Origin of the sequence: Enterobacter sp. 18A13 (assembly GCF_007035975.1) — a bacterium.
GTDB lineage: Bacteria > Pseudomonadota > Gammaproteobacteria > Enterobacterales > Enterobacteriaceae > Enterobacter > Enterobacter vonholyi.
Window position 1 is genome coordinate 2,297,137 of sequence record NZ_AP019634.1, and the last position, 26,012, is coordinate 2,323,148.

Annotated in this window: 28 protein-coding genes; 20 read left to right on the plus strand and 8 right to left on the minus strand. The window is 53.4% G+C overall.

Annotated features, from left to right (window positions below; translation table 11 throughout):
• Positions 1 to 18: 18 nt before the first annotated feature.
• The 9 genes from sad (at position 19) to FOY93_RS11290 (ending at position 10,386) form a co-directional block, all read left to right on the plus strand.
• A complete protein-coding gene (gene sad, locus FOY93_RS11250; protein ID WP_136194861.1) occupies positions 19 to 1,407 on the plus strand; it encodes a succinate-semialdehyde dehydrogenase in 1,389 nt (462 codons plus the stop codon).
• A gap of 111 nt (positions 1,408 to 1,518) precedes the next feature.
• Positions 1,519 to 3,108 (plus strand): methyl-accepting chemotaxis protein, encoded by a 1,590-nt coding sequence (locus FOY93_RS11255; RefSeq protein ID WP_143345112.1) that lies wholly within the window; start codon positions 1,519 to 1,521, stop codon positions 3,106 to 3,108.
• A gap of 62 nt (positions 3,109 to 3,170) precedes the next feature.
• Complete coding sequence (gene glsB, locus FOY93_RS11260; protein WP_111964600.1) at positions 3,171 to 4,097, plus strand: glutaminase B; 927 nt, start codon at positions 3,171 to 3,173, stop codon at positions 4,095 to 4,097.
• Complete coding sequence (locus FOY93_RS11265) at positions 4,097 to 4,453, plus strand: DUF4186 domain-containing protein (RefSeq protein ID WP_111964599.1); 357 nt, start codon at positions 4,097 to 4,099, stop codon at positions 4,451 to 4,453. Before glsB ends, FOY93_RS11265 begins: the two co-directional genes overlap by 1 nt.
• Before the next feature lie 113 nt (positions 4,454 to 4,566).
• The gene (locus FOY93_RS11270) at positions 4,567 to 6,006 is read left to right on the plus strand and encodes a sensor domain-containing diguanylate cyclase (RefSeq protein ID WP_143345113.1); all 1,440 of its coding nucleotides are present in this window, start codon (positions 4,567 to 4,569) and stop codon (positions 6,004 to 6,006) included.
• A gap of 119 nt (positions 6,007 to 6,125) precedes the next feature.
• Entirely contained in the window at positions 6,126 to 7,091 is a 966-nt protein-coding gene (locus FOY93_RS11275) for a sensor domain-containing diguanylate cyclase (RefSeq protein WP_115875055.1), read from the plus strand.
• An 82-nt stretch (positions 7,092 to 7,173) separates the two neighbouring features.
• Positions 7,174 to 7,701, plus strand: a complete 528-nt coding sequence (locus FOY93_RS11280) for a GNAT family N-acetyltransferase (protein ID WP_136194863.1) — start codon at positions 7,174 to 7,176, stop codon at positions 7,699 to 7,701.
• Positions 7,702 to 7,818: 117 nt separating this feature from the next.
• The gene (locus FOY93_RS11285) at positions 7,819 to 9,270 is read left to right on the plus strand and encodes a tagaturonate reductase (RefSeq protein ID WP_143345114.1); all 1,452 of its coding nucleotides are present in this window, start codon (positions 7,819 to 7,821) and stop codon (positions 9,268 to 9,270) included.
• Between the two features lie 201 nt (positions 9,271 to 9,471).
• Complete coding sequence (locus FOY93_RS11290) at positions 9,472 to 10,386, plus strand: bestrophin family protein (RefSeq protein WP_133294416.1); 915 nt, start codon at positions 9,472 to 9,474, stop codon at positions 10,384 to 10,386.
• On the opposite strand, the gene FOY93_RS11295 is transcribed toward FOY93_RS11290, so the two are convergent.
• Positions 10,374 to 10,922 carry a GNAT family N-acetyltransferase gene (locus FOY93_RS11295; protein WP_111964593.1) on the minus strand — a complete coding sequence of 183 codons (549 nt, stop codon included), beginning with the start codon at positions 10,920 to 10,922 and terminating at the stop codon, positions 10,374 to 10,376. The two genes, FOY93_RS11290 and FOY93_RS11295, sit on opposite strands and share 13 nt — an antisense overlap.
• Positions 10,923 to 11,098: 176 nt before the next feature.
• Here FOY93_RS11295 and ssp4 point away from each other — a divergent pair, with 176 nt between their 5' ends.
• The 8 genes from ssp4 (at position 11,099) to FOY93_RS11335 (ending at position 18,135) form a co-directional block, all read left to right on the plus strand.
• Positions 11,099 to 12,061 carry an Ssp4 family T6SS effector gene (ssp4, locus tag FOY93_RS11300; RefSeq protein ID WP_032674783.1) on the plus strand — a complete coding sequence of 321 codons (963 nt, stop codon included), beginning with the start codon at positions 11,099 to 11,101 and terminating at the stop codon, positions 12,059 to 12,061.
• On the plus strand, positions 12,061 to 12,648 hold the full coding sequence (locus FOY93_RS11305; RefSeq protein ID WP_143345115.1) for a hypothetical protein: 588 nt from the start codon (positions 12,061 to 12,063) through the stop codon (positions 12,646 to 12,648). Before ssp4 ends, FOY93_RS11305 begins: the two co-directional genes overlap by 1 nt.
• Positions 12,649 to 12,659: 11 nt before the next feature.
• Positions 12,660 to 13,130: a GNAT family N-acetyltransferase gene (locus FOY93_RS11310; protein ID WP_143345116.1), complete on the plus strand. Its 471-nt coding sequence runs from the start codon at positions 12,660 to 12,662 to the stop codon at positions 13,128 to 13,130.
• Between the two features lie 12 nt (positions 13,131 to 13,142).
• On the plus strand, positions 13,143 to 13,583 hold the full coding sequence (locus FOY93_RS11315; RefSeq protein ID WP_143345117.1) for a GNAT family N-acetyltransferase: 441 nt from the start codon (positions 13,143 to 13,145) through the stop codon (positions 13,581 to 13,583).
• 145 nt (positions 13,584 to 13,728) lie between these two features.
• On the plus strand, positions 13,729 to 14,724 hold the full coding sequence (locus tag FOY93_RS11320; RefSeq protein WP_143345118.1) for an alpha/beta fold hydrolase: 996 nt from the start codon (positions 13,729 to 13,731) through the stop codon (positions 14,722 to 14,724).
• Positions 14,725 to 14,768: 44 nt separating this feature from the next.
• On the plus strand, positions 14,769 to 15,509 hold the full coding sequence (locus tag FOY93_RS11325; RefSeq protein ID WP_143345119.1) for a response regulator: 741 nt from the start codon (positions 14,769 to 14,771) through the stop codon (positions 15,507 to 15,509).
• Entirely contained in the window at positions 15,506 to 16,807 is a 1,302-nt protein-coding gene (locus FOY93_RS11330) for an ATP-binding protein (protein WP_136194865.1), read from the plus strand. Before FOY93_RS11325 ends, FOY93_RS11330 begins: the two co-directional genes overlap by 4 nt.
• A 137-nt stretch (positions 16,808 to 16,944) precedes the next feature.
• The gene (locus FOY93_RS11335) at positions 16,945 to 18,135 is read left to right on the plus strand and encodes a cytochrome c biogenesis protein/redoxin (protein ID WP_136194866.1); all 1,191 of its coding nucleotides are present in this window, start codon (positions 16,945 to 16,947) and stop codon (positions 18,133 to 18,135) included.
• A 5-nt stretch (positions 18,136 to 18,140) separates the two neighbouring features.
• On the opposite strand, the gene tam is transcribed toward FOY93_RS11335, so the two are convergent.
• Positions 18,141 to 18,899: a trans-aconitate 2-methyltransferase gene (tam, locus tag FOY93_RS11340; protein ID WP_133295429.1), complete on the minus strand. Its 759-nt coding sequence runs from the start codon at positions 18,897 to 18,899 to the stop codon at positions 18,141 to 18,143.
• 436 nt (positions 18,900 to 19,335) lie between these two features.
• On the opposite strand from tam, the gene FOY93_RS11345 reads away from it, so the two are divergent.
• Positions 19,336 to 19,974 carry an acyl-homoserine-lactone synthase gene (locus FOY93_RS11345; RefSeq protein WP_127730890.1) on the plus strand — a complete coding sequence of 213 codons (639 nt, stop codon included), beginning with the start codon at positions 19,336 to 19,338 and terminating at the stop codon, positions 19,972 to 19,974.
• Between the two features lie 14 nt (positions 19,975 to 19,988).
• Here the strand turns inward: FOY93_RS11345 and FOY93_RS11350 are convergent, their stop codons facing one another.
• Together FOY93_RS11350 and FOY93_RS11355 are read right to left on the minus strand one after the other, a co-directional pair.
• Complete coding sequence (locus tag FOY93_RS11350) at positions 19,989 to 20,681, minus strand: helix-turn-helix transcriptional regulator (RefSeq protein ID WP_111964585.1); 693 nt, start codon at positions 20,679 to 20,681, stop codon at positions 19,989 to 19,991.
• 304 nt (positions 20,682 to 20,985) lie between these two features.
• Complete coding sequence (locus FOY93_RS11355) at positions 20,986 to 21,570, minus strand: NUDIX hydrolase (RefSeq protein ID WP_143345120.1); 585 nt, start codon at positions 21,568 to 21,570, stop codon at positions 20,986 to 20,988.
• Positions 21,571 to 21,656: 86 nt separating this feature from the next.
• Here FOY93_RS11355 and FOY93_RS11360 point away from each other — a divergent pair, with 86 nt between their 5' ends.
• A complete protein-coding gene (locus tag FOY93_RS11360) occupies positions 21,657 to 22,430 on the plus strand; it encodes a DeoR/GlpR family DNA-binding transcription regulator (protein WP_133295430.1) in 774 nt (257 codons plus the stop codon).
• 38 nt (positions 22,431 to 22,468) lie between these two features.
• On the opposite strand, the gene FOY93_RS11365 is transcribed toward FOY93_RS11360, so the two are convergent.
• The 4 genes from FOY93_RS11365 to FOY93_RS11380 all read right to left on the minus strand — a co-directional run bounded on the left by FOY93_RS11365 (position 22,469) and on the right by FOY93_RS11380 (position 24,927).
• On the minus strand, positions 22,469 to 22,831 hold the full coding sequence (locus FOY93_RS11365; protein WP_133294424.1) for a TIR domain-containing protein: 363 nt from the start codon (positions 22,829 to 22,831) through the stop codon (positions 22,469 to 22,471).
• Between the two features lie 149 nt (positions 22,832 to 22,980).
• Positions 22,981 to 23,352 (minus strand): VOC family protein, encoded by a 372-nt coding sequence (locus tag FOY93_RS11370; RefSeq protein ID WP_127730896.1) that lies wholly within the window; start codon positions 23,350 to 23,352, stop codon positions 22,981 to 22,983.
• Between the two features lie 94 nt (positions 23,353 to 23,446).
• Positions 23,447 to 23,890, minus strand: coding sequence for a PACE efflux transporter (locus tag FOY93_RS11375; protein ID WP_136194867.1), 444 nt, complete (start codon positions 23,888 to 23,890; stop codon positions 23,447 to 23,449).
• Positions 23,891 to 23,964: 74 nt separating this feature from the next.
• Entirely contained in the window at positions 23,965 to 24,927 is a 963-nt protein-coding gene (locus FOY93_RS11380) for an NAD-dependent epimerase/dehydratase family protein (protein WP_143345121.1), read from the minus strand.
• Between the two features lie 94 nt (positions 24,928 to 25,021).
• On the opposite strand from FOY93_RS11380, the gene FOY93_RS11385 reads away from it, so the two are divergent.
• Positions 25,022 to 25,930, plus strand: a complete 909-nt coding sequence (locus FOY93_RS11385) for a LysR family transcriptional regulator (protein ID WP_143345122.1) — start codon at positions 25,022 to 25,024, stop codon at positions 25,928 to 25,930.
• Positions 25,931 to 26,012: the final 82 nt, after the last annotated feature.

A 26,012-nucleotide genomic window follows, 5' to 3' on the forward strand; every position in this document is an offset into this window, starting at 1 on the left:
AAACACGTGGAGAACAACATGACTTATTCATCTGCTACACATGCCTTCTCTGTCAACCCGGCCACGGGTGAAACCCTCTCAACCTGGCCTTGGGCAACGCCGGAACAGGTTGACCGCGCAATTTCTCAGTCCGACGCGGGCTATCGCCAGTGGCGTCGAGAAAGCGTTGCCCACCGGGCGCAAAAGCTGCGCGATCTCGGCGCAGCGTTGCGACACCGCGCGGAAGAGATGGCGCAGACGATCTCCCGTGAAATGGGCAAACCTATCCTGCAGGCGCGGGCCGAAGTGGCAAAATCCGCGGGTCTGTGCGACTGGTATGCCGAGCACGGCCCGGCGATGCTGCGTGCGGAGCCTACGCTGGTGGAAAACCAGAACGCGGTCATTGAATACCGTCCTCTGGGGCCGATTCTCGCGGTGATGCCGTGGAACTTCCCGCTCTGGCAGGTGCTGCGCGGCGCGGTGCCAATTCTGCTGGCCGGTAACAGCTATCTGCTCAAACACGCCCCCAACGTGCTCGGCTCTGCGGCTCTTATCGCGCAGATCTTTGCGGATGCGGGTTTCCCTGAAGGCGTGTTCGGCTGGGTGAACGCCACCAATGACGGCGTCAGCCAGGCGATTAACGATCGTCGTATTGCGGCGGTGACCGTCACCGGCAGCGTGCGTGCCGGGGCAGCCATTGGTGCTCAGGCGGGGGCCGCGCTGAAAAAATGCGTGCTTGAGCTGGGTGGCTCAGACCCGTTCATCGTCCTCAACGATGCCGACCTGGATCTTGCCGTGAAGGCGGCGGTGGCGGGTCGCTATCAGAATACCGGGCAGGTGTGCGCGGCGGCCAAACGCTTTATTGTGGAAGAGGGTATTGCGAAGAACTTTACACAGCGCTTTGTCGATGCAGTTGCTGCGTTAAAGATGGGCGCGCCGGAAGAAGAAGAGAACTACCTGGGCCCGATGGCGCGGTTTGACCTGCGCGATGAACTGCATCAGCAGGTGCAGGCGACGCTTGCAGAAGGGGCAACGCTGCTGCTGGGCGGAGAGAAGATCGGCGGTGAGGGGAACTATTACGCGCCAACCGTGCTGGCGAACGTTACCCCGTCGATGACGGCGTTCCGCCAGGAGCTGTTTGGGCCGGTCGCGGCCATTACGGTCGCGAAAGACGCGGATCACGCCCTGACGCTTGCCAACGACAGCGACTTTGGCCTGTCTGCGACGGTCTTCACCGCTGACGCAGAGCTTGCGGATAAATTCTCGCGCGAGCTGGAGTGCGGCGGCGTGTTTATCAACGGCTATAGCGCCAGCGATGCGCGCGTGGCCTTCGGTGGCGTGAAGAAAAGCGGCTTTGGACGCGAGCTTTCCCACTTTGGGTTGCACGAGTTCTGTAACGCGCAGACGGTATGGAAGGATCGCGTGTAATCCTCGATTTCGGCCCTCATCGCGAGGGCCGTTGTCATTTATCTGCAATGGTTCTGTCATTTTCATTTCGTAGACTCCATCGCGTCTAACGCCTTGTAAATGAAGCTAATTATGAATCTAACGCAAATTTTTCGCCGTATTGCGCAGCGTCTCACTCCCCGTCACTTTGGCCTGTTGACAGGGATCTTTTGCATTATTGGCCTTTTCTCCGCGCTGCAGCTCTCCTCGTCATTTCTGCTTAACGCCTCCCTGAACGACGCTCAGCGCAACGAGCAGCAAAACCTTCTGGCCTGGCAGCAGCAGAGCAAGCTGGATCAGGCCCGTGTTTCCCTGTTGGCGGCAAGCGATTTGCTTAACCGGTCCGGCGTCTGGTTTATGCAGGATAAAGAGACCGGATCCGACGGGAGCTGGCATAGCCTGATGGATGATGCGCAAAAGGCGCTGACGGTGTCTCAGCAGGCGTGGAAGGCCTGGCTGGCGCTGAATCCGCCGAAAGACGATGCCCTGGTGAATAGCTATAAGCTTTTCTACGGCGCGATCGAAGAGCAGGCTGAAGGTCTGGTCAAAACCAACACTATCGACGCTTTTTTTGCCGTACCTGCTCAGGCGTTTCAGTCTGATTTTAATGACAACTATGCGCGCTATCAGCAGGCAAGCGAGAAGCAGGCCATGCAGGGGCGCCAGAGCCTCATGGCGCAGCTCTCCGGCCTGCAAACGTTGTTCCTGTTTGCGCCTGTGCTGTTACTCGCCATCGCGGTTATCGTGTGGTTCGGCATGTCGAGATGGGTGATTACGCCGCTTCGTCGACTCATCTCGCATATCAACCGGCTGGCAGCAGGGGATCTCTCCGGCACGCCGCCCAACGTCATGCGCTTCAACCGGGAGATAGGGCAGCTCAGCGACAGTATTGCCACGATGCAGCACGGCCTGCAGCAGCTGGTGACACAGGTCAGCCATGCCACCGCCACGATGGTGGAAAACATCGGCTCCCTCGCGGAGGGTAACCAGAAACTGTATCAGCAGTCAGCGCGTCAGGCGAAAGAGCTTGAGGATGTGACGGGGCATATCGCGGCGCTGGAAAGCCACGTTGAAGGCAATACCGGGTATGCCAGACTCGCCAGCTCGCGGGCCGATGAGGCGCGCCAGGCCGCCGTGGGTGGCGACCAGATGATGTTAACCGTAAACGCGTCCATGCAGGCGATCGTCGAGCGATCGTCAGAGATGCGCGGGATCGTGGCGATGATCGACAGCGTGGCGTTTCAGACCAACATCCTGGCGCTCAATGCCGCCATCGAAGCTGCCCATGCAGGAAACCAGGGGCGCGGGTTTGCCGTCGTCGCCCGGGAGGTCGGTCTTTTGGCCAGAAAGAGCAGCCACTCGACGCAGACCATACAGGAGCTGATCAACCGCTCGCTGCAGGGCATTGAAGACGGTTCCCGCGCCGTCACCCTGATGGAAGAGAATCTCCAGCAGGTCACCGGGTTGGTGGGCAATCTAAGTAGTTTGCTTAATGAGATCTCCACCGCCACGCTCAGTCAGGGAGAGAGTATTCACCAGATGACGCGTCAGCTTCAGGCGCTGAATCAGGTCTCCCGTCAGACGGATTTGCTGGTCTCTGACGCCTCGGATGCCTCAGAGCGGCTGCAAAAGCAATCCGATCTTTTATTGCAGGCCGTTTCGCGTTTTCGTCTTAGCGCCTGACGTAATACATAAGCCTCTGTTATACTCGCAGCCCGTTTTAGCCTGAGGGCAAGGAGCAAAGTGTGGCTGCGGTCATCCATAATGAGATGTTGGACGAGATTCTGGCGCAGGTTCGTCCGTTAATTGGAAAGGGGAAGGTTGCCGACTATATTCCGGCCCTTGCCTCGGTAAGCGGGAATAAGCTGGGCATCGCTATCTGTACTATCGACGGACAGCGATTCCAGGCAGGCGATGCCACTGAACGTTTTTCCATTCAGTCCATTTCGAAAGTGCTGAGTCTGGTTGCAGCGATGCGCCAGTACGAAGAAGAAGAGATTTGGCAGCGCGTGGGTAAAGATCCTTCCGGCCAGCCTTTTAACTCGCTGCTTCAGCTCGAAATTGAACAGGGGAAACCGCGAAACCCCTTCATCAATGCCGGGGCGCTGGTGGTCTGCGATATGCTGCAAAGCCGCCTCAGCGCTCCGCGCCAGCGAATGCTTGAGATTGTTCGTCAGCTCTCGGGCGTTGACGATATTGCCTATGATGCGCTGGTAGCGCGCTCGGAGTTTGAACACTCCGCCCGTAACGCGGCTATCGCGTGGCTGATGAAATCCTTCGGTAATTTCCACAACGACGTGGCGACCGTCCTGCAAAACTACTTCCATTACTGCGCCCTGAAAATGAGCTGCGTTGAGCTGGCTCAGACGTTCCTGTTCCTTGCGCATCAGGGTCATGCGCCGCATCTCGATCAGGAAGTGGTTTCTCCTCTACAGGCTCGCCAGGTTAACGCGCTGATGGCCACCAGCGGGATGTATCAAAACGCCGGTGAGTTTGCCTGGCGCGTTGGATTGCCAGCTAAATCGGGCGTTGGCGGCGGAGTCGTGGCGATTGTGCCGCACGAAATGGCGATTGCCGTCTGGAGCCCGGAACTGGATGAAACGGGAAATTCGCTTGCCGGTGTCGCGGTTCTGGAGAAACTGACCCAGCGTCTGGGACGTTCCGTATACTGATGTCCGATCTTGATCCTCTTTTTTCCCGTCTGGCGCGATCGACATTTCGCTCGCGCTTTCGCTTAGGCGATAAGGAACGACAGTACTGCTGGGACAAAGGCCCCGAAACCATTGACCAGCATGCCGCGGATTTTGTCGAAAAGCGCCTTGCGCCTGCACACCCTGCAAACGACGGCAAGCAGACGCCCATGCGCGGACACCCGGTGTTTATCGCCCAGCATGCCACGGCCACCTGTTGTCGGGGCTGTCTGGCAAAATGGCATAACATTCCACAGGGTGTAACGCTCACTGCGCAGCAGCAAAATTATATTGTCGGCGTTATTCATCACTGGCTGGTGTTGCAAATGAACGCCTAAATTTGACGAGTTATGCTCCTGTGTTATTTGTGTTATAGATGCATCCTAAGTTAGTCCCAATCGTGCTGACGACCGCAATAATTGCCATAAGCTTTCATATGGAATGATATTTAATGCGTTCTGCTCTTACTGCCTTCAGGCCGTTCCAGGTTGACACGCCGCTGCGAAATGCATCGACGATCTTTATCCTCACCACCTTATTCTATTTTGTGGGCGCGGAGTTACGGCTCGTTGAGGCCCTCTCTCTGTTCTGGCCGCTGAATGGCGTCATGGCAGGGATCTTCGCCCGCTATGTTTACCTGAATCGCCTGCATTACTATGCGGTATGTTATGTCGCGATGCTGTTGTACGACGCGGTGACGACTAACTGGGGTATCGCTTCACTGGTGATCAACCTGTCTAACATGATCTTTATCGTTGTCGTCGCCGCGCTGATTCAGCGCGACAAGCGGCTAATGAAGAAAACCCCCGATCCGCTTAACGCATTACGCCTGTTTAACTACTGCCTGATTGCCGCGCTGCTTTGTGCCTTGCTCGGCGCGGTGGGGTCGGTTGGGATTGACAGTCACACCTTCTGGCCGCTGTTTGCCGACTGGTTTAGCGAGCAGTTCTCAACCGGCGTGCTTGTTGTGCCTTGTATGCTCACGTTACGCATGCCCGGGCGTGAGCTCAGGTTACGTCTGGAGCAGTTGCTGCCTGTGATTGCGCTGATCGTCTCGGTGGTCGCTTCGGTGGTGATTGGCGGAGCGGGGAGCCTTTCGTTTCCTCTGCCTGCGCTTATCTGGTGTGCGGTTCGTTACTCCTTGCCTGCGACCTGTCTGCTGACGTTTATCACGGGCGCCACTGAAATCATTTTGGTCGCCAACTCGATTATTAACATTGCCGTGGCGACGCCGTTTACCACCCCAATGATGTTTTCAGCCCGGCTGGGGATCGCCACGATGGCGATCTGTCCGGTGATGGTCTCCGTCAGCATGGCGGCGATTAACTCCCTGATCCGTCAGGTTTCCCTGCGGGCGGATTATGACTTCTTAACGCACGTCTATTCGCGTTCCGGGCTTTATGAGGCGTTAAAGAAGGAAGAAACCTACCGGCATACACGTTTTCTGACCGTCATGCTGTTGGATATTGATTATTTCAAAAGCATTAATGATAACTACGGCCACGAGTGCGGAGACCGCGTGCTGGCGTCGTTTGCCCGACAGGTTCAGCAGGTTGTCGGTGAAGACGGCATGGTGGCGCGCATGGGCGGGGAAGAGTTCGCGGTGGTAGTTAATTCAGGCGACGCGCAGCACGGTTTTGAACTGGCTGAACGTATTCGGTCCACCGTGGCCAGCCATCCTTTTACATGGCGTCACCAGACGCTCTATCTGACGGTCAGTATTGGCCTCGGAAGTGGAAAGGCAGAGTCATGGCAGTTGACCGAGGTCTTCAACAAGCTGATGGCTGAGGCGGACGATCATCTCTATCGTTCAAAAAAAGCGGGTCGAAACCGTACCAGCGCCCGGGTGGCGGACGAGCAAATTGCTACGCCTTCCGGGAGTGAAACATAGCTGCGTTAATCGTCATAAGGCATTGACGTGAATAGTAAGCGGCTTAACAGGACGTCAGAACACTGACAATGTCTCTGTTTAAGCTACGCTTTTAGTAACGCTTTACGTCAGGAGACATTATGAAAGCACCTGCAACCCCTGAAAATGAAACGGAACGTCTCAACTCGCTGCGCGAGTCTGGTTTGCTTGAGATTGACAGTTCCCCGGCGTTTGACCGCTTAACGCGTCTGGCAAAACGCTTTTTCCAGGTGCCGCTGGCGATGGTCAATCTTATCGATGAGCATTCGCTGATCGTCAAGTCGGCTGATGGTCAGGCACCGAGCGCCGTTCCGCGTAACATCTCATTCTGTGGACATACGATCCTCACCGAAGCGCCGCTGGTGGTGGGGGACATGCTTCAGGACGATCGCTTTGCGGATAATCCGCTGGTGGCCGGTGAGCCGCGCGTGCGGTTTTACGCGGGCTTCCCGCTGCGCCTGCGTGACGGCGCGAGCGTGGGCTCGCTGTGCCTGATTGATTACGCTCCCCGTGAGTTTTCAGCGTCCGACCTCGCCGTGCTGGGGGACCTGGGCGCGCTGGCGGAAGATGAATTTGCTGCCATCAGTGCGGCGACCACGGATGAATTAACCGGGTTATTCAACCGTCGGGGCTTTAATCAGCTTGTACGTTTCACGCTTTCCGTTGCCCGGCGCCGGGCTGAGCCGCTGACGCTTGGCTGGCTGGATTTGGATCGTTTCAAGGAAATTAACGATCGCTACGGCCATGAAGAGGGAGATAAGGCGCTGAAAGCCATGGCGCAACTGATGCGCAGCTCTTTCCGTGAAGCAGATCTACTGGTGCGTTTTGGCGGGGACGAATTCGCCGTGCTGTTTGCGGATACGGATGAGCAGGGGGCCTGGATTGCCATGCAGTATCTCGCTGAGCAGGTGGAACACTATAACGCCCGCAAGCTGCATCCCTGGTCGCTTCATTTCTCATGGGGGCTTAGCGAATTCGATCATAACGGCAACGACCTGCAGCAGTGGTTAAAAGATGCCGATGAAAAGATGTATGCCATGAAACAGCAGCGCCAGCGCGCCCGGTGACATAACAAAAGCCTATGTTCGATCCGTTTGCGTTAAGAAGATGTTAAATGCACAGTGATGGTATTCAACGTAAGGAAAAACAATGAATACCTCACTGCAAATCAAAAACCTCACCCGAGACGAAATTCTTACCCATATTGATGTGCTGGCCGGGATCCTCGAAAACTGTGTGAACGGCGGGGCATCCGTCAGCTTTATGCTCCCTTATAGCCTGGATAAGGCCCGTATTTTCTGGCGCGGTATTGCCGAAAGCGTAGCGCGAGGCGAGCGGCTGGTGCTTGTCTGCGTCGATGCGCAGGACGGCATCATCGGAACGGTGCAGCTGATCACAGACCAGCCGGAAAACCAGCCGCATCGGGCCGATGTGGCAAAGCTGCTGGTTCATGAGAAAGCGCGCCGGAAAGGGGCCGCGATGGCATTGATGGAAGCGCTGGAAGCTGAGGCCCGGGCCAAAGATATTTCGGTTCTGGTGCTTGATACCTCCACCGGCAGCGGGGCCGAAACCTTCTACCAGCGTGCCGGCTGGCAAAAGGTTGGTGAGATCCCGCGCTACGCGCTGATGCCGGACGGTGCCATGACGGCCACGTCCGTGTTTTATAAGTTCCTGTAAATATTCTGCACAACTACGCGACGTATTGATCAAAACAGGGTTTCTGGTCGTTAAGTTTTGATAAGTTATCGTACCAATCCTATCAGGCTGTATGACTAATCATAAAAGGAACCTCTTGTGAACACGCTCAACCGTCGTGATTTTCCCGGTGCTCAATACCCAGAACGCATCATTCAGTTTGGTGAAGGCAACTTCCTGCGTGCGTTTGTCGACTGGCAAATCGACCTGCTAAATGAACATACCGATCTTAATGCCGGCGTGGTTATCGTCCGTCCTATTCAGAGCGATTTTCCACCGTCGCTGAGCACTCAGGATGGTCTCTATACCACTATCGTTCGTGGCCTGAACGGGCAGGGGGAAGCGGTGAGCGAGAGCCGTCTTATCCGCTCCGTTAACCGTGAAATCAGCGTCTACGAAGACTATGACGCGTTTCTGAAACTGGCTCGCAATCCGGATATGCGGTTTGTTTTCTCGAATACCACCGAAGCGGGTATTAGCTACCACGCAGGTGACAAATTCGACGATGCCCCTGCAGTGAGCTATCCGGCGAAGCTGACGCGACTACTGTTTGAGCGCTTCAGCCACTTTAACGGCGCGCCGGATAAAGGCTGGATCATCATCCCGTGCGAACTGATTGACTACAACGGAGATGCCTTACGTGAACTCGTTCTGCGCTATGCGCAGGAATGGGCGCTGCCTGCGGCCTTTATCCGGTGGCTAAACGATGCCAACTGCTTCTGCTCGACGCTGGTAGACCGTATCGTGACCGGTTACCCGCGCGATGAAGCGGCTGCGCTTGAAGCTGAGCTGGGTTATCACGATCGGTTCCTGGACACGGCTGAACATTTCTATCTGTTCGTTATCCAGGGGCCAGCATCCCTTGCGCACGAGCTTCGTCTGGATAAGTACCCGTTAAACGTGCTAATTGTCGATGACATCAGGCCTTACAAAGAGCGCAAAGTCGCCATCCTGAACGGCGCGCACACGGCGCTGGTACCGGTCGCGTTCCTGGCCGGGCTGGATACGGTAGGCGAGGCGATGAATGATGCCGAGGTCTGCGCGTTCGTCGAAAAAGCGATTTATCAGGAGATTATTCCGCTCCTCGATCTGCCGCGTGACGAGCTGGAAACTTTCGCCAGTGCGGTAACTGGGCGTTTTCGCAACCCCTACATCCGACACCAGCTGCTCTCCATCGCGCTTAACGGCATGACCAAATACCGCACCCGCATCCTGCCGCAGCTGCTGGCAGGGCAGAAGGCGACAGGGCAATTACCAGCACGCCTGACGTATGCTCTGGCCGCACTGATCGCTTTTTATCGCGCGGAGCGTAACGGGGAGAACTATCCGGTGCAGGATGATGCATGCTGGCTGGAACGTTATCAGCAGCTGTGGGCGCAGCACCGCGATCGGCAGCTGAGCACCCGTGAACTGGTGCAGTCGGTGCTCAGCGTGAGTGAGCACTGGGAACAGGATCTGACGCAGGTGAACGGTCTTGTCGACCAGGTGACGCTGGATCTGGATGCCATTCTGCTTAAGGGCATGCGCGCCGCGGCTAAACCGCTTTGTTAATAGATTCACCCGGCTTCGGCCGGGTTTGAATACGACATTATTTAGTTACAACATACTATTGTCTTTGTTTTTAAAAAACACATGCAGCACCGTGCGGTTTTCGTTACTCAGGGGAGAAAATGCAATGTTCCGTTAACATGCTTGCAACGGTGACGGGGATCACGTTTAATAGCCTCGCTCTTTTCTTTCCTGAAACTCACTATGATCGTTCGTCCTAAACAGCACTGGCTACAACTGATTTTTGTCTGGCACGGTTCGGTACTTCCCAAGATCTATACCCGATTGCTGCTCAACTTCCTGCTTTCTATCGCCGTTATCCTTATGCTGCCGTGGTATACCTCGCTGGGGATCAAATTTACCGTGGCGCCATTCAGCATTCTCGGCGTGGCGATCGCTATCTTTCTGGGTTTCAGAAACAACGCCTGTTATTCACGCTACGTCGAGGCGAGGCTGCTCTGGGGGCAGCTGATGATAGCGGCACGCTCGCTGTTTCGCGAGGTAAAAAACACCTTGCCTGACGATAAGCATCTGGGCGAATTTGTCCGCCTGCAGATTGCTTTTGCCAATTGCCTGCGCATGACCCTGCGCCGGGAGCTGAACGCCGAGCAACTCTCTCGCTATCTTGCTGCGGATAATTTACGTCACGTGATGAGCGCCAACTCACCGGCGAACCGTATTTTACTGATCATGGGGGAGTGGCTGGCCGTGCGGCGGCGAAACGGGCAACTCTCAGACATTCTGTTCCATAGCCTGAACAATCGTCTGAACGACATGTCTATCGTCCTTTCCGGCTGCGAGCGCATTGCAACCACGCCGGTACCGTTTGCCTATACGCTGATTTTGCACCGCACGGTATATCTGTTCTGCATCATGCTGCCGTTCGCGCTGGTTGTGGACCTGCACTACATGACGCCCTTCGTTTCGGCGCTGATCTCCTACACCTTTATCTCGCTGGACACCCTTGCGGAAGAACTGGAAGATCCGTTTGGCACCGAAGATAACGACCTGCCGCTGGACGCCATCTGCAATATGATGGAACGCGATCTGCTGCAGATGAACGATGAAGAGAACATCCCGGAAAGGCTGATGCCGGATAAACATTATCAGCTGACCTGACGGGCGTTCCACTCTTCGCGGGTGATTTCCCACAGCTCGGAGTCCAGCATCCCGCTGACGTAGGCTTTCTTTTCCGTCCTGATAAGCCGCATGCCGCTACTGTCTGAAATACGCCGGGAGCGGCTGTTGGCGGCGGCTTTCGGTGCGCGCAATACGGGTTTGTTTAGCGTATTGAACCAGTAATCCGTCGCGGCAATACTGGCTTCGCGCATATATCCGTGCCCCTGAAATTCCGGCGCGAGCCAGAACCCGCGGTTGTTGTCCTCGACGTCGTACAGGCAAATAATGCCCATCAATTCATCCGGCATATCGCGTCGCCGGATGCTCCAGAACCAGGCAATCCCTTTTGCCATATCCGGCAGCGCCACGTTGTTGACATAGTTTTCCGCGCCGTTATCCGGGTAGGGCCAGGGCACGGAGGAGACCATATAACGGACAATCTCCCAGCGCGGATATAGCTTTTGTATCTGGACGGCATCTTCCGCTACCAGCGGTTTCAGCAGTAAGCGTTCTGTCGTGAGCGTCGGTATCGTCATGCGCTGATCTCCCTTTTTAGGCGTTATGCTTTTGTTTGCGTTCTGGTATTTTCATCTATATGACGTTCTGTTTAGTTGCGTTGTAACGTATTTACTACCAAAATTTTGCTCTGCTGAGCGTTCGACTACCATCAGATTAGTTGGGCTAACTTACCTACCCACATAAGGAATAATGTATGGTTTTGCCTGGAATGAATCCTGAGACCAATCTCCCCGGTTATGATTATGCGCGAATGGCAGGTTTAGGGGCTGCAGATTTCGATTTCAAAGCACTGGGTTCCGCCATGGACTGTAATCGCGAATTTGCTCAGGCCGGTATCATTTATTCTGATGGTACTCAACGCTACCTGGTTCGCTCTGGTCAGCGTCATCCTAATGGCCAAAGTGGTATTGTAACCCACGTAATTGTAACGAAAGCGAACTCGCAGCCATCCACCTCCAGCGTAGGTAAATCATTGACTGACGCTGTGACATCGACATCCATGGGTACTGAGCTTGCGTCGACTGTACTATCCTGTGGCGCGATGATCATTACTGGAGGTGTAATGCTTGCAGGCACGGCAGCAACACCTCTTACCGCAGGAGGCAGTGGTGTTTTAGTGGCTATCGGCTACGCTGGTACTCTCGCTACCGGATTACAATGTGTTAACGGTCTTTATCGAATTTATGATCTGGTTGAAAACGGTGGCGGAAATGTTGCATGGCTCGATACGCAAGAATGGTACGTCGCCACCTCCACATCACTGGATGTAATTTCGTTAGCAAGTGCAGGTGGGGCATTAAAAGAAGCCGTTACCACCTGGCGTGCAATGAAATCCATATCTTCCTTGAAAGCCACTGAATGGTTAAAAAGCTATCCTCGTCAGGATCGTGCTCGTTTGACCGAATTGATAATTCGCGCGCAAAACCCCGGTATAAGCAACAAAGAAATCAAGGCTCTTATCCGCGCGGGTCTTTATCCGAAACGCTTTCCAACCGGGCCGGTTCAGGTAGAACTCACTCGACAACTTGGGCAAGTGGTAACAAGTGCCGCAGCATTGGCAGGAAGTGCGGTGAGCGGCGTTATTGCAGCGCCCAGTAACTTACCACGGACCGGTAAATACATTATCGGTACCATTCAGTCACTGGCGGTATTCTGATGAAGTTTTTGAGTTTGTTAACCGGACGGGTTTTCCAGGATCTCCTGCAACATGGTAAAGATATAGAGGAGGCTATTGCTCATCGTGATGCCCGCCTTCTGGATAATTCCACTCCCGAGCTGGAACGGTATTTTTCGCGACCCCTCAGCGAGCTTCCGCGTCAAAATCCTTACCCGGTAGCTATGCTGTTACCTCTGTTTTTAGTGGCGTTTGCGCTAAACCTTTTGCCTTTTCTCAGCACGTTGCAGGGTTTGTCACCTTTACATCATGCATTGAGCTTTTTCTTACCATCATTGACGATGACAGGCGCGCTCATTGTGACAAGCGTACTACTGGCTCGTGGAAAGACGTCGGGATTGTCGGGCTTTATGGCGTTGTTCATCATCCTGCTGATAACGACCCTCGTTCAGGTTCTACATGTCATGCTTTCTCATGATGGAAGCCTCTGGCCACACGTCATTGCATCTTTCGCGCTGTTACTTTGTCGGGTGGTGATGAACGGCAGCGGCTTTGTTCTATTTACGCTCTATTGTCGTACTCAGCGTCTTGCCAGATTGGCACGGGAAATGCGGCTAAAAAGCCGTTAAAGGGGGAGGTTATGACATTACGAAAAGCCACGCCGCAGGAAGCCAAAACACTCTGGAACATTCGCAACCAGGCGATTCGTCACGGCTGTAAAACCAGTTACGATGCCGACGTCATTGCGCGCTGGACGCCGGATCTCATGCCCGAACGCTATCGGCAGATGGTCATTGAATACCCTTTTTACGTGGTGGAAGATGAAAAGGGCGACGTTGCGGCGACCGGCTATCTGGATCTGGATACCCACTGTCTGGAGGCGATATTCACCTTGCCCGCGGCATTCGGTAAAGGCATGGCGACCCGGATTATCGAGGCGCTCAAAAATGAAGCCCGTAGCCGGGGGATAACCCGTCTGAGGCTGGATGCAACCCCTAACGCACAGTCGTTTTATCAGACGCTGGGGTTTATCACGCTGCGCGAAAACTATCATCATTCGCGTATGGCGGGGGCTGATTTACGCTGTTTTGAAATGGCGATCGACTTGTAATGTGAGGAACACATGGCCGTCACGGTAAGACCTCTATGCGAAAACGATTATTCCCAATGGCGACCGCTGTGGGATGGCTATACCCATTTTTATGATTGCTACCTCGAGGAATCCGTCACCGCAGCGACGTGGGAAAGGGCGCTCTCAGCGCATTCACCGATGTTCTGCCGGGTGGTAGAGAAGGGCCAAAAGGTCATCGGTTTCGCGATGTGTATTCTGCATGAAGGAACCTGGTCTACCGCGCCCATCTGCTACCTGGAAGATCTGTTTGTTGATGCCGATGAACGCGGGGCGGGAGCAGGTAAAGCGCTCATTGACGCCCTGATTGAGGAAGGCAAGCGCGAAGGCTGGTCAAAACTGTACTGGGTCACCCGGGAGAACAACCCGGCGCGTAAACTCTATGACAAATACGGTGAGGCTGACGATTACGTCCGCTATCGTCTCTCCCTCTAAGACTCCAGCACCTGTGTTTGTATCACACTGTATCAAGGTCCCGGATACATACACAGGCTTGCAATAAACCCGCTTTCGCACATATCCGCTATACACTGCAGTGTTGTTATATCCCCGTGAATTGTAATCAACCGGAGATACCAACATGTTTAGCAAACTCGCATACTCGACCCTTGCACTGACCATTTCTCTTGGCACCGTGATGTCCTGTCAGGCCGAAGTCACCGGCACGAATGTCGCGGCCGCCTTTGATCATCCGCAGCAAATTAACGCCGGCGATCTTAACGTCGGTTATGTCGACCTCGGCCCGAAAGACGGTCAGCCGGTTATTTTACTGCACGGCTGGCCCTATGATATTCACAGCTACGCCGAGGTTGCACCCGCACTGGCGGCAAAAGGCTATCGGGTGATTGTGCCTTCTCTGCGCGGCTACGGCACCACGCGCTTCCTGTCAGCCAAAACGCCGCGCAACGGCCAGCCTTCAGCCATGGCGAAAGATATTGTGAACCTGATGGACGCCCTGAATATTAAGCAGGCGGTATTTGCAGGATATGACTGGGGTGCCCGAACGGCAGATATCGTTGCGGCGCTGTGGCCCGAGCGCGTTAAGTCACTTGTTTCAGTGAGCGGGTATCTCATCAGCAGCCAGCAGATTGGCAAACAGCCGTTGCCGCCAAAAGCGGAGCAGCAGTGGTGGTATCAGTTCTACTTCGCCACCGCGCGCGGTGCTGAGGGCTATGCGAAAAACACGCATGACTTCGCCCGTTTAATCTGGTCTCAGGCATCGCCTGACTGGAAATTTAGCGATGCTGTCTTTAACGCCAGCGCCAAATCCCTCGACAATCCGGACCACGTCGCCGTGACGCTCAGCAACTATCGCTGGCGCTTAGGGCTGGAAAAAAGTGAGCGCAAATACGACAGCTACGAGCAGAAACTGGCCACGCTGCCGAATATCCCCGTTCCAACGATCACCATCGAAGGTGGGAACAACGGCGCGCCGCATCCTGCACCGCAGGCCTATGCGGGTAAATTTACCGGTAAGTACGAGCACCGCACTTTCGGGGCCACCGTAGGGCACAACCCGCCTCAGGAAGATCCGCAGGATTTTGTTAAGGCCGTCGTTGACGCTGACAAACTCTGAAATGTGCTATTTTCAGTACGTTACCCTTCGGTCTGGAGATTTCGGTGGAGCATATTGATCATATCCTTGTCGTCGATGACGACAGGGATATTCGTGAACTGATTGTCGATTACCTCGCTAAGTCTGGTTATCGCGCGACGGGCGCGGCCAACGGCAAAGAGATGCGCGTCGTGCTGGATAAACAGCATATCGACCTGGTTGTGCTGGATGTCATGATGCCCGGCGATGACGGCCTTACGCTGTGTCGAGAGCTGCGCGTCGGGAAACATAAAGATCTCCCCATCCTGATGCTGACGGCGCGCAACGAGGAGACGGACAGGATCCTGGGTCTGGAGATGGGCGCGGATGACTACGTGGTGAAACCATTTGTCGCCCGCGAGCTGCTGGCGCGTATCAAAGCGATTTTACGGCGTTTTCGCACGATGCCGCCCAATCTACAGGTGACGGAAGCAGGGCGGCTAGTGATGTTTGGTGAATGGCAGCTCGATACCGTCGCTCGCCACTTAATCGATCCGGAAGGGGTAATTGTGGCGCTCAGCGGCGCGGAGTATCGGCTGCTGCGCGTTTTCCTTGACCATCCGCAGCGCGTGCTGACCCGTGACCAGCTGCTCAACCTGACGCAGGGGCGAGACGCCGAGCTGTTTGAACGCTCAATCGACCTGCTGGTTAGCCGGGTTCGCCAGCGTCTCAACGAAGATGCCCGCATGCCCGCCTATATCAAAACCGTGCGCAGCGAAGGCTACGTTTTTACGATGCCAGTGACCATCGAAGAGGTTAACGAATGAGGCTCTGGCCACGCTCGCTGCTGGCCCGTTTGCTGCTCGTCGTGCTGGCCGGTCTGCTGCTGGCTAACGCCCTGAGCCTGACGCTGGTCATGGTTGAACGCATGCACAGCGCACGCACGGTGATGCTCGGTAATCTGGAAAACGATGTCGCAACCAGCGTCGCCATATTAGACCGCTTACCGGCGAGCGAACGTGCCGCCTGGCTGCCGCGGCTTGAACGGGGTAACTATCGTTATATTCTGGGCACAGGGGAACCTGGCGCAGCGCCGACGGATAAGCGTTCGCAAGATGCTATCCGAACCTTAAAAGCGACGCTTGCCGCGCATTACCCGCTTAGCTTTACCGCGGTTCCCGGCGCCATTTCGCATATTCAGGCCCATCTTACGTTACGCGATGGCGCACCGTTGACCATTGACCTGATCCCGCGCATGCCGCCCGTCGCCAGCTGGCTACCGGTCGTTCTCATCCTGCAGCTGCTGGTTCTGGCTGTCTGCTCCTGGATAGCCGTGCGGCAGGTCGTGCGGCCTTTTTCACACTTTACCCGCGCGGTGGATGCGCTGGATCCGGCGGCCAGCACGCCAATGACGGAAAAAGGGCCGCTTGAGGTGCAGCGGGCAGCGCATGCCTTCAACGCCATGCAGGCGCGCATTCAGTCTTATCTCCGGGAACGCGCGCAGATCCTGGCCTCGATTTCTCACGATCTCCAGACGCCCATTACCCGCATGAAGCTCCGCGTCGAAATGGCCGGAGAGCCTGAACTTCGCGACAAACTCCTGAACGATCTTGATAACATGTCTCGTCTGGTGCGGGAGGGCATTGCGTATGCCCGGTCATCGGAATCACTGGAGGAGACGTCGCTTAAGCTGGAGCTGAACGCCTGGATCAACAGCATCGCCTGCGATTACCAGGACATTGGTAAAAACGTGCACTTTCAGGCAGGCGAAGCCCGCTTGCCCATCGTCACGCGGCCGCAGGCGCTTCGCCGGGTGATGACCAATCTGCTGGATAACGCCCTCAAATTCGGCGAGCATGCTGCGATTTCAGTAGACGATTCATCAGACAGCGAGGTCATTATTCACATTGTGGACGACGGACCGGGGATCCCCGAAGCCGAGCTTGAGGCAGTTTTACAGCCGTTTTATCGGGTTGAAACCTCGCGCAACCGCGAGACTGGCGGGACAGGACTCGGACTGGCGATCGCCGCGCAGCTCACCGCTCAGCTGGAAGGAAAGCTCAGGCTGGCGAACCGTAACGGGGGCGGGCTGGACGTCTCCATTACGCTACCGCGCCGTGAGTAAAATTGTACGGCTTTGTATCTCCCTGCCTGGGCGATACAGAGCCAGACAAAACCCTCGCATTTACACATATCCTGAACACATCCGCACGCTGAAATAGCCTCACTGCAGCGTCGCAGGACTTGTATTGTGAGGTATCTATGTTTCTGGTTATCGCTTTTCTGGGTGGGATGATAAGCCTGCTCAGCCCATGTACGCTCCCGGTTATTCCACTTTTGTTCGCCGGTTTCCAGGGCCAGCGTCGGCATATTCTGGCCCTGCTTGCTGGGATGATCGTGATGTTTACCCTGGTGGCGATGGCCGTCACCGTCGCCAGCGAGTGGATCGCAGAGGCAACCATCGTCGGGCGCTGGATCGCGCTCGTCATTCTGGCCACTGCCGCGCTAGCCTTAATTTTTCCGTCTTTCGCCCAGCGTATTGCGGGACCGGCCGTCAGCGCGGGCAATGTTCTCAACAGCCGAAGCGGGCAAACGCGCGGAATGGCATCGGCTTTTCTGGCCGGGCTTGCTGTAGGACTGCTCTGGTCTCCCTGCGCCGGTCCCATTCTGGGTGCGATTTTCGGCATTAACATTGCGGGGCATTCCGCTATTACCACCGGCGCTCTGCTGGCCGCCTATGGCAGCGGATGCGCAATGATGCTGGGATTACTCGTCATTGGAGGCCGCACGCTGATGGCACCTTTAAGGGCAAAATCGGCGCTAATGGAAAAGCTGCGACAGGGTGCAGGCGTTGTGATGTTAGCGACCGTCGCATTTAACGCGACGGGGATGACTTCGCTTCTTAAAGGGGCAAACGGCGTCTCGGACCGTCTTGAAACCGCGCTGTTAAATCTGACGAAACCCACAGCCACGCCAGTGAAGCTTGAGCCGATAGTGATTACAGAGCCCAGCAGTCAGCTGCCTTCGCTCAGCGGTGGAACAGGGTGGGTGAACGGTGACCCTGTCACGTCTGAATCGTTACGCGGGAAGGTTGTACTTATTGATTTCTGGACGTGGGACTGCATTAATTGCCAGCATACGCTCCCCCATGTGCGGGAGTGGGCCACTAAGTACCAACCGCAGGGTCTGGTGGTGATCGGAGTTCACACCCCGGAATACCCCTGGGAAAAACCGCTTTCGTCGGTTAAAAATGCGGTGAATAAATGGCAACTGCCGTATCGGGTGGTCACGGATAACAACTATAAAATCTGGAATGCTTTCGGCAACCAGTACTGGCCAGCGCATTACTTTTTTGATGCCAAAGGGCAGCTGCGCTATACCGCCTTTGGCGAGGGTGACTATGAGCAACAGGAAAAGGTTATCCAGCAGTTGCTCAAAGAAGCTCGGTCATAGCCCGTTCAGGGCTGGCGTTGAGCCACGATAAACAACCGGGGGAAAGCCAGCAGTATCTGCCCGTTTTCCTGGAGCGGATACTGCTCTTCCAGCAGTTCATGGTAGCGTTTCAGGAAACGTTTCTGCTCGCTTTCATTCAGTTCCTGGAGCCAGGGCCGCAGGCCGGTGGCGCTTACCCAGTCAATAATGGCCTGATGAGAGCTCATTTTGTGATAATAGGTCGTCCGCCAGATATCCACGTCACAGCCAGCCTCCGACAGAATATCGTAATAAGCATGTACGCCTGGCAGAGGCTCGCGGCCACGGTCTGGGTAGTCTTGCTCAAGCGCCACTTCACGCATCGCCACATGGGTCGGTTCCAGCCAGTTGTCAGGCATCTGGATCGCCAGTACGCCATTTAGCTTAAGCAGGGAGACAAGATGCGGCAGGAGATCGTAGTGGTCCGGAACCCATTGCAGCGACGCGTTGGCATAAATCAGGCCCAGCGGCTGGCCAGGCTTGTACTGACGGATATCGGCCTCAATAAAGTGGCAGTCAGGTAAGGCTGCGCGCGCTTCCTCAAGCATGGCAGGGGAGTTATCGACCCCGGTAATGTGAGCAGAAGGCCAGCGATGCTTCAACAGCGCCGTGCTGTTTCCTGGTCCACAGCCCAGATCAGCGATGGTAGCGATCTCATCCAGAGGAATTCTGGCGAGCAGTTCTGCAGCTGGACGCGTTCTTTCTGCGCCAAATTGCAGGTAAAGAGAAGGGTTCCAGTCGGTCATCATCAATTCTCCGTTTGGCATGCTTCTGCAAGAATAGCACAGGCAGGCGCCTTCAAAGCGGTACGGGAGAGGTTCAGGGCAGATGAATTCCGCAGTTTCTGTGAAACAAAAGAGAGGAAAAAAATAAGAAAACGGAAATATTACCCCTTAAAGGATTAAGGGGCAATGTTTTTATTGTAATAATTTTATGATTATTGTTTTTTAATATTTTATCGGCAAAGTGCTTCTTATGTTCTGTACCCGAAACTTTAAATATTAGATAATAATCGATGGGTATATCCCTGGTGTTTCATAGGTCTTTGACCTCCTGACCGCTTAGTTTTGCGAGAACTTCGTGGTCAGGTACTTTTTAAGTATAGGGAATATGCGGCACAATGAAAGCTGTCCTAAGAGACAGGTGAAACTAGTTTCAGGTGTTATTATCAGGAACATGAGAATGAATTCTGTCATTGAATTTTTTTTACACGACTACGATGATTTACCACCAGCATTAGCGCGCGAACTCTACAGACTCAGGAGAAAAACTTTTCGGGACCGACTCGACTGGAAGGTGGAATGCGTCGAAGGTATGGAAAAGGATCAATTTGATTCCCATAACACGACATACTTACTGGGTATGTATGATGGGCAGCTGCTATGCGGCGCGCGATTTATTAACGCAACGCAGCCGACAATGATAAGCGAGATCTTTCACAACTATTTCGATAATCCCATTGTTTTTCCAGCAGATGTTCCCTGCTGTGAAGTGAGTCGTTTATTTTTAGATAAAGAAACACGAGACTCCGCAAGCCTTCAGGGCGTGCCCGCCAGTAAAGCATTGTTTCTTGCAATGATTATTTATTGCATTAAGAATAAATATCATGGGATGTACGCAGTAGCCAGCCGTGGTATGTATGCCATATTTCGCCATGCTAACTGGAAAGTTGAGGTTATTCAGCGCGGTGTTTCTGAAAAAGGGGAGGTTATTTACTATATTTACATGCCTGCCAGTATAGGCATTATTGAAGACATTATTAGCAAAGATAAATCCAGTCACTGGCTTCGCGAAATGCTCGAGCATCTACACCATTTATAACCAGTGGCTGAGGCTTACTCCTCCAGTAACCGGAGTTCCGTTCCAAGTTTTATTGCGTGTCTGGCATTATTCACACCGAGTTTTTTCATTATATTGCCCATATGGAATTTAACGGTGCGCTCGGCAATAGACAAAATAACAGCAATTTCTGCGTACGTTTTCCCGGCACTGACCCATTTAAGGATTTGGCGCTCACGTGGCGACAAGAAAACATTCTTTTTCTGCTGATGCTGGCTATACAGATTGAGTGTCTTCTGATGTAACTGGACAAGGAAGCGTAGAAATTGCGGCCGATACTTATCTATGTCAATGCCAGAATGCTTAGGACTGATGACGGATAAGACAACAAGATTATTCAGATAGTCATGCAGAGGAAACGTCTGTCCCTGGTAAATATCATACTGGACACTTTCGTCGAAAATGCGTGTCAGGTTGTAACCATCCGACAGCACGACATCACTTTCCCAGAAAAAATCTTCAACACAGCGCAAAGCCCTAATAATGACAGGGTCAATGAACTGGTATTTTCTTTCAAGGTAGATATTAAACCACTCAGGGCTATTATTGATTATCCTCATCTGTGAAGGATCTTTCTTGTTCATAATAGCGTAGGCAAAGACGATCCCTTTGAAATCCTCAAAAAACGCGTCAAGCTCACTCTGAATTAGCGTATTGATCGTTATGTCGTTGTAATATGTATCCTTCACGTGAGATGCTGCCTCCTGTTCGAATGGAGGAGCAAGTATAATATGCTTCGTTATCCGTAGCGAGTCGCATTTTAATCCAGATAACAGATAAGACAGGCTACCTCAGCGGGCAGCCTTGTGAACGTTTGGCATTTTGAATGGTAAATGCAGATGACTCAGGGAATTGTTGATGATTTTATCGAATTGCGAAATCGTTCACTAAATATAGTAGGCTGCAAAATTTAGGAGGTTTTCCCTTTTCTTACGCGTAACGTACCAGCGTACCGTCTACATACGCCTTTAAATCAGGATGTAAACCAGTAGGTTACAGAATACCTTTAAGGGCAACATGATAAAGCAGCATGATGGTTTTACCGTCGACAATCTTGCCCGTTTCAATGCTGCGTAAAGCCTCTTCAAGCGTCATTTCCAGCACGTCGATATCTTCTCCTTCAGCCTTGATCCCGCCGCCTGCGCTGGTTCTGTCATGTGGTTGGTACTCGGCAAGATAAAAGTAGAGTTTCTCCGTGACGGAGCCTGGGCTCATATAGGCTTCAAAGATTTTCTGCACGCGCGAAACGTGAAATCCGGTCTCTTCTTCCGCTTCTGCTTTAATGCGGCTTTCGGGATCCATGTTGTCCAGCAATCCTGCTGCTGCCTCAATTAAATCGTCTTCATGGCCGTTGATAAAGACAGGGAAGCGGAACTGGCGCGTCAGGATCACCGTCTTTTTCTCACGGTTATAGAGTAGAATCGTCGCGCCGTTGCCACGGTCATAGACTTCCCGATGCTGCCGCTGCCATTCACCATCACGCCGCTGCAGGTCAAAGGTGTATTTTTTGAGGATGTACCAGTTGTCTGACTGGGTTTCACTGTCGATGATGCGCACATCTGCACGTTTTGATTGCACGAATGTCCCTCCTTACGTAGAGTAATGATCATAAACAGCATTATCATGCATGTTCAGGATGAAACATGCAATATCAGGAATTCACGATGCTCACCAGTCAGCGAAAACAATTGATCCTTGAGAAGCTGGGTGCCGAAGGTCAGGTACAGTCAAAAGCGCTCAGCATTCTCTTTGACGTCTCAGAAGATACCATCCGGCGCGATCTGCGCGAGCTGGCGGCAGAAGGGCGTTTGCAGCGTGTTCACGGTGGCGCGCTGCCGTCATCTTCCGCTATTGCTCCGTTTGCCGAACGGCAATCCGTGAAGATGGATGCGAAAAAAAGGGTGGCCCGAAAAGGGGCACAGCTAATTTCATCAGGCCAGGTGGTGATTGTCGACGGTGGCACGACAACCTCCGAGCTGATTACGTTTTTCCCTCCTGACTTGCGCATCACCGTGGTGACGCACAGCCCGAGCATTGCTCTGGGGCTCGTTGATCATCCTTCCATTGAGGTGATTTTGATCGGCGGACGCTTGTATAAACATTCAATTGTTGCGGTCGGCGCTGCGGCCATCGAAGGCATAGCGAATATACATGCGGACCTGTTCTTTATGGGCGTGACCGGCATTCATCCTGACGCGGGGCTGACAACCGGTGATTTCGAAGAGGCATGCATCAAACGTGCATTTTCCGGCAGAGCCGCGGAGACGGTTGTTCTGGCTTCTCCGGAAAAGATCAACACCGCGTCTTCGTTTGTGATTGGCGATGTGTCTTCGGTAAATACCATCGTCGTTGAAGACGGTACAGATAAGGACTGGGTCCGCGCGGTATCGGAAAAGGGCGTATCCGTCGTGCTGACCTCAGATCGTGACCCCCTCTGACAGCCAGCCTTTGACCACGGGCTGGCTGGCGTCCCGGATTAAGCTTCTGGAATGTTCTCAAGCGCGGTATAAACGCTGAGACCATATTTTCGGGCTACTTCAATATCCATATCGGCACCTTTAGACGCACCGGCAATACGATAAATCGCATCACATTTTGCGATGAGCCGGTGAGCAACGGGGTACAGCATCGCTTCGCTGATTTCATCACCCACCGCTATTGAGCCTGCGGCTTTTGCCAGCGGCAACGCAAGCCATTCACCAATGACCGGAATGTGGCCACGCTGGTAAACGGCTAATGCTGCGCTTTCGAGACGCGCCAGATTCTCATCGATTCGTGCCTGAACGCCATCGGTACCGCTGCGATAGGGACCGGCAATTAAAATCAACTGTTGTGTCATAAATACCTCTGTCAGTGTTGTTGCATGAAAATGCACATTTACAGACGAGACTTTACGACATCACTGGCCAGGAATACAGCTTTTCGTGCAGTATCGTGCAGAAAACCGCATGAGTAAATCGTTTTACGGGTTCTGAAAGACCCGTTGAGCTACTCGCTCTCCGGCGTATGGCACACGGCCTCGATGTTATGTCCATCAGGTGAGATGACAAAAGCGGCATAATAATTTTCACCGTACGAACGCAATCCCGGCCCGCCGTTATCACGTCCGCCAGCGCGCAGCGCGGCATGGAAAAAATCATCAACCTGCTGACGCGTATTAGCCACAAACGCCAGATGCAGGGGCGCGGGTTTGTCATTTGTATGGAAAAGGCAAAGTGAAACGTCCCCGGAGCTCATTTCAACACCATACTCCGGCGCGCCTTCATCGATGATTTTTACCCCAAGCGGGCGAAGCGCCTCGAGGAAGAAAGTTTTACTTTTTTCATAATCGCTGACGCCGAATTTCACATGATCGAACATTATCGACTCCTCAAAAGAGATAGAGAAATGAAGAGTATAGAAGGTGAGAGGAGTCGAATACGATAAAAGGCGTGTCAATGTGACAGGTATCTCTCTACATAGCAGACCGTTTCCGCCCAACAAATGTCCAGCGCAGGTAGTCGTAAATCCAGTTAAACAGTAACGTGTACGGCAGGAAAAACAGTACAAGACCGATCTCAACAAAAAATGCCTCAGTCACTGTAAGATTCAGCATAACCATCGCGACAGGAATTAGGGTGATGATGAGTCCCGTTTCAAAACCTACCGCATGGATCGCTCGAATGAGAAACGTCCGTTGAAAGCGGTATTTTTTCTGCAGCGAGTCGAAGAGTTTATTAAAAATAAAATTCCAGACCGTTGCGGTAAGGGCGGATATCACGGACAACGAGCCCGACTGGAGTATCGACACGTTCATCAGCCAGGCAAGAGACAGCGCGATAATAATGTTGGCCATCACTTCAAAAATGACTGCGTGGAAAATTCTCTCTTTAACACTTTTATTTAATTCAATTTCCATTTGCTTAGGGCTGCGTTTTCAAAAGCTGAAGTATATCAGACCTCGTTCAACCCTTTCTAAACGTACAGGTTATGTTAAATGCAGCCCAGGCCCGCTAATGTGGAATGTACAGCTTCAATAAGAGGGGTCTGGGGCTCATGGCCCAAAAAGGAAATCAGTTTTGAATTATCCATTTCTATTGACTGCTCCCAGAGATAACGCATCTCCTGCATTTCATGAAGTGTGGTATTAAAGGGGCTTATCGCCGAGATAAGCCACCAGGGAAACGATTTCACCTTCGCCTGAATACCGGCACGCTCCGCGACGTGCTTTATGGCGGTAGTCATCGCTGTCCCGTCAGGATCCCAATGCCCGCGCATATGGAAACTGGCAAACGGTTCGAGTTCCTCCCGACGCGACAGCAGTGCAACGAGCGTTTCGGCGACATCCGGCAGATAAGCCCACTGGTGGCCTGCGCCGGTTTTCCCTGGGTTTTGAATTATCTTCGGTGGTTGCCCCGGTTTGACCAATCCCTGCGAAAACCAGTTATTGCCGGCATGGGGACCAAAAAAGTCACCTGCACGTAAAATCAGCACCTTTCCGCCACGCTGCGTATAGTCTGCGAGTTCCTGCTCCATTTGCACCCGTATAGCGCCTTTTCGGGTAAACGGATTCTGAGGAGAATCCTCGCGTAAGAGGGGAAAAGCATCCGGGCCGTAGTTATAAATCGTGCCCGGCAGAACGATTAACGCACCGTTTCGCTCCGCTGCATTTATGGTGTTATGCAACATGGGCAAAACCAGCTGTTCCCAGTTTCGATAACCCGGCGGGTTTACGGCATGGACAATAACGCTGCATTCGGACGCCGCTGCCTCAACCTGTTCTGCATTCTGCGCATCACCGCTTATCCACGAAATGCTTTTGTTGCGATCGTCAGTTTTCGGAGCGCTGCGGCGCAATGCATGCACATCCCATTCGTCACGGATCAATTTGCGGGCTATTTCGCCACCGATCCCACCCGTTGCGCCCAGTATCAGTACCTTATTTGTGTTTTTCATCGTTTGACCCTTATTGGATATCTGCTTGACATCATAATGACGACACGGGCTAAATGTAATTGCATAATATCAGCCAGCAGGTATTCATTTTTGTATGAAGCTAAATATCCCGTGGGAATGGTATCGCACCTTTCTGGCCGTGATGAGGGAAGGGTCTTTGTCAGGGGCCGCACGCAGGCTTGCCATTACTCAGCCAACCGCCGGACGCCATATTGCGGCGTTGGAGTCAGCCCTGGGCCTTGTTTTATTTACCCGTTCGCAGACAGGATTACAGGCCACGGATGCAGCCGTTGAGCTGAAGGGCCATGCGCAGGCGATGGAAAATACGGCCATGATGATTGAGCGGTCGGCAGCCAGTTTCAGTTCCGGCGCAACCGGATTACGAGGCATTGTGCGCGTCGCCGCTAGTGAAATCATCGGCACGGAGGTTCTGCCTCCAGTGATCGCACAAATAAAGGAAGAATACCCGCAGATAGTTATTGAACTGGATCTGTCTAATCGCGTTCAGGATTTACTGAACCGGGAAGCGGATATTGTCGTACGCATGGCCACGCCGGTGCAGGAGCAACTGATTGCACGTAGGATGGGCAGGGTTGAAATAGGTCTGCATGCCGCGCCAGCCTATCTGTCACGATGTGGTGCTCCGGAAAGTATTGATGAGTTATTCACCCATACGCTCGTGGGTTTCGATAATACGACTCCCTTTATTTTACAGGCACTTAAACAATATCCACAGCTAAGCCGTGAATTGTTTACCGTGCGGAGCGACAGTGATATTGCACAATTAAACCTCATTCGTGCAGGAGTAGGTATCGGTATGTGCCAGGTACAACTGGCCGATTTTTCTCCGCCGTTACAGAGGGTAATGCCTGATTTCTTTGCATTTCATCTCGACACATGGCTGGTGATGCATGAGGATTTACGCCATAGCCAGACCTGTAAAACGGTGTTTGATTATCTTGCGGAGGGTTTGCAGGCTTATATCAACAGGACAAAACGGTAAATAATAAGGCTGGAAAGAACAGTACCGTCAAGCTGGCGTGCTATCTGCGTTTTAAGGAATGTGAAATGCGTAAGTTCAGTTC

Coding starts and splice junctions, on each gene's coding strand:
- FOY93_RS11330 (WP_136194865.1), top strand. CDS start 15,506: ATGAGGCTCTGGCCACGCTCGCTGCTGGCCCGTTTGCTGCTCGTCGTG.
- FOY93_RS11315 (WP_143345117.1), top strand. CDS start 13,143: ATGGCCGTCACGGTAAGACCTCTATGCGAAAACGATTATTCCCAATGG.
- FOY93_RS11365 (WP_133294424.1), bottom strand. CDS start 22,831: ATGACACAACAGTTGATTTTAATTGCCGGTCCCTATCGCAGCGGTACC.
- sad (WP_136194861.1), top strand. CDS start 19: ATGACTTATTCATCTGCTACACATGCCTTCTCTGTCAACCCGGCCACG.
- FOY93_RS11370 (WP_127730896.1), bottom strand. CDS start 23,352: ATGTTCGATCATGTGAAATTCGGCGTCAGCGATTATGAAAAAAGTAAA.
- FOY93_RS11360 (WP_133295430.1), top strand. CDS start 21,657: ATGCTCACCAGTCAGCGAAAACAATTGATCCTTGAGAAGCTGGGTGCC.
- FOY93_RS11270 (WP_143345113.1), top strand. CDS start 4,567: ATGCGTTCTGCTCTTACTGCCTTCAGGCCGTTCCAGGTTGACACGCCG.
- FOY93_RS11320 (WP_143345118.1), top strand. CDS start 13,729: ATGTTTAGCAAACTCGCATACTCGACCCTTGCACTGACCATTTCTCTT.
- FOY93_RS11265 (WP_111964599.1), top strand. CDS start 4,097: ATGTCCGATCTTGATCCTCTTTTTTCCCGTCTGGCGCGATCGACATTT.
- FOY93_RS11375 (WP_136194867.1), bottom strand. CDS start 23,890: ATGGAAATTGAATTAAATAAAAGTGTTAAAGAGAGAATTTTCCACGCA.
- FOY93_RS11255 (WP_143345112.1), top strand. CDS start 1,519: ATGAATCTAACGCAAATTTTTCGCCGTATTGCGCAGCGTCTCACTCCC.
- FOY93_RS11310 (WP_143345116.1), top strand. CDS start 12,660: ATGACATTACGAAAAGCCACGCCGCAGGAAGCCAAAACACTCTGGAAC.
- FOY93_RS11335 (WP_136194866.1), top strand. CDS start 16,945: ATGTTTCTGGTTATCGCTTTTCTGGGTGGGATGATAAGCCTGCTCAGC.
- tam (WP_133295429.1), bottom strand. CDS start 18,899: ATGACCGACTGGAACCCTTCTCTTTACCTGCAATTTGGCGCAGAAAGA.
- FOY93_RS11385 (WP_143345122.1), top strand. CDS start 25,022: ATGAAGCTAAATATCCCGTGGGAATGGTATCGCACCTTTCTGGCCGTG.
- FOY93_RS11345 (WP_127730890.1), top strand. CDS start 19,336: ATGAATTCTGTCATTGAATTTTTTTTACACGACTACGATGATTTACCA.
- ssp4 (WP_032674783.1), top strand. CDS start 11,099: ATGGTTTTGCCTGGAATGAATCCTGAGACCAATCTCCCCGGTTATGAT.
- FOY93_RS11290 (WP_133294416.1), top strand. CDS start 9,472: ATGATCGTTCGTCCTAAACAGCACTGGCTACAACTGATTTTTGTCTGG.
- FOY93_RS11275 (WP_115875055.1), top strand. CDS start 6,126: ATGAAAGCACCTGCAACCCCTGAAAATGAAACGGAACGTCTCAACTCG.
- FOY93_RS11295 (WP_111964593.1), bottom strand. CDS start 10,922: ATGACGATACCGACGCTCACGACAGAACGCTTACTGCTGAAACCGCTG.
- FOY93_RS11380 (WP_143345121.1), bottom strand. CDS start 24,927: ATGAAAAACACAAATAAGGTACTGATACTGGGCGCAACGGGTGGGATC.
- FOY93_RS11305 (WP_143345115.1), top strand. CDS start 12,061: ATGAAGTTTTTGAGTTTGTTAACCGGACGGGTTTTCCAGGATCTCCTG.
- FOY93_RS11280 (WP_136194863.1), top strand. CDS start 7,174: ATGAATACCTCACTGCAAATCAAAAACCTCACCCGAGACGAAATTCTT.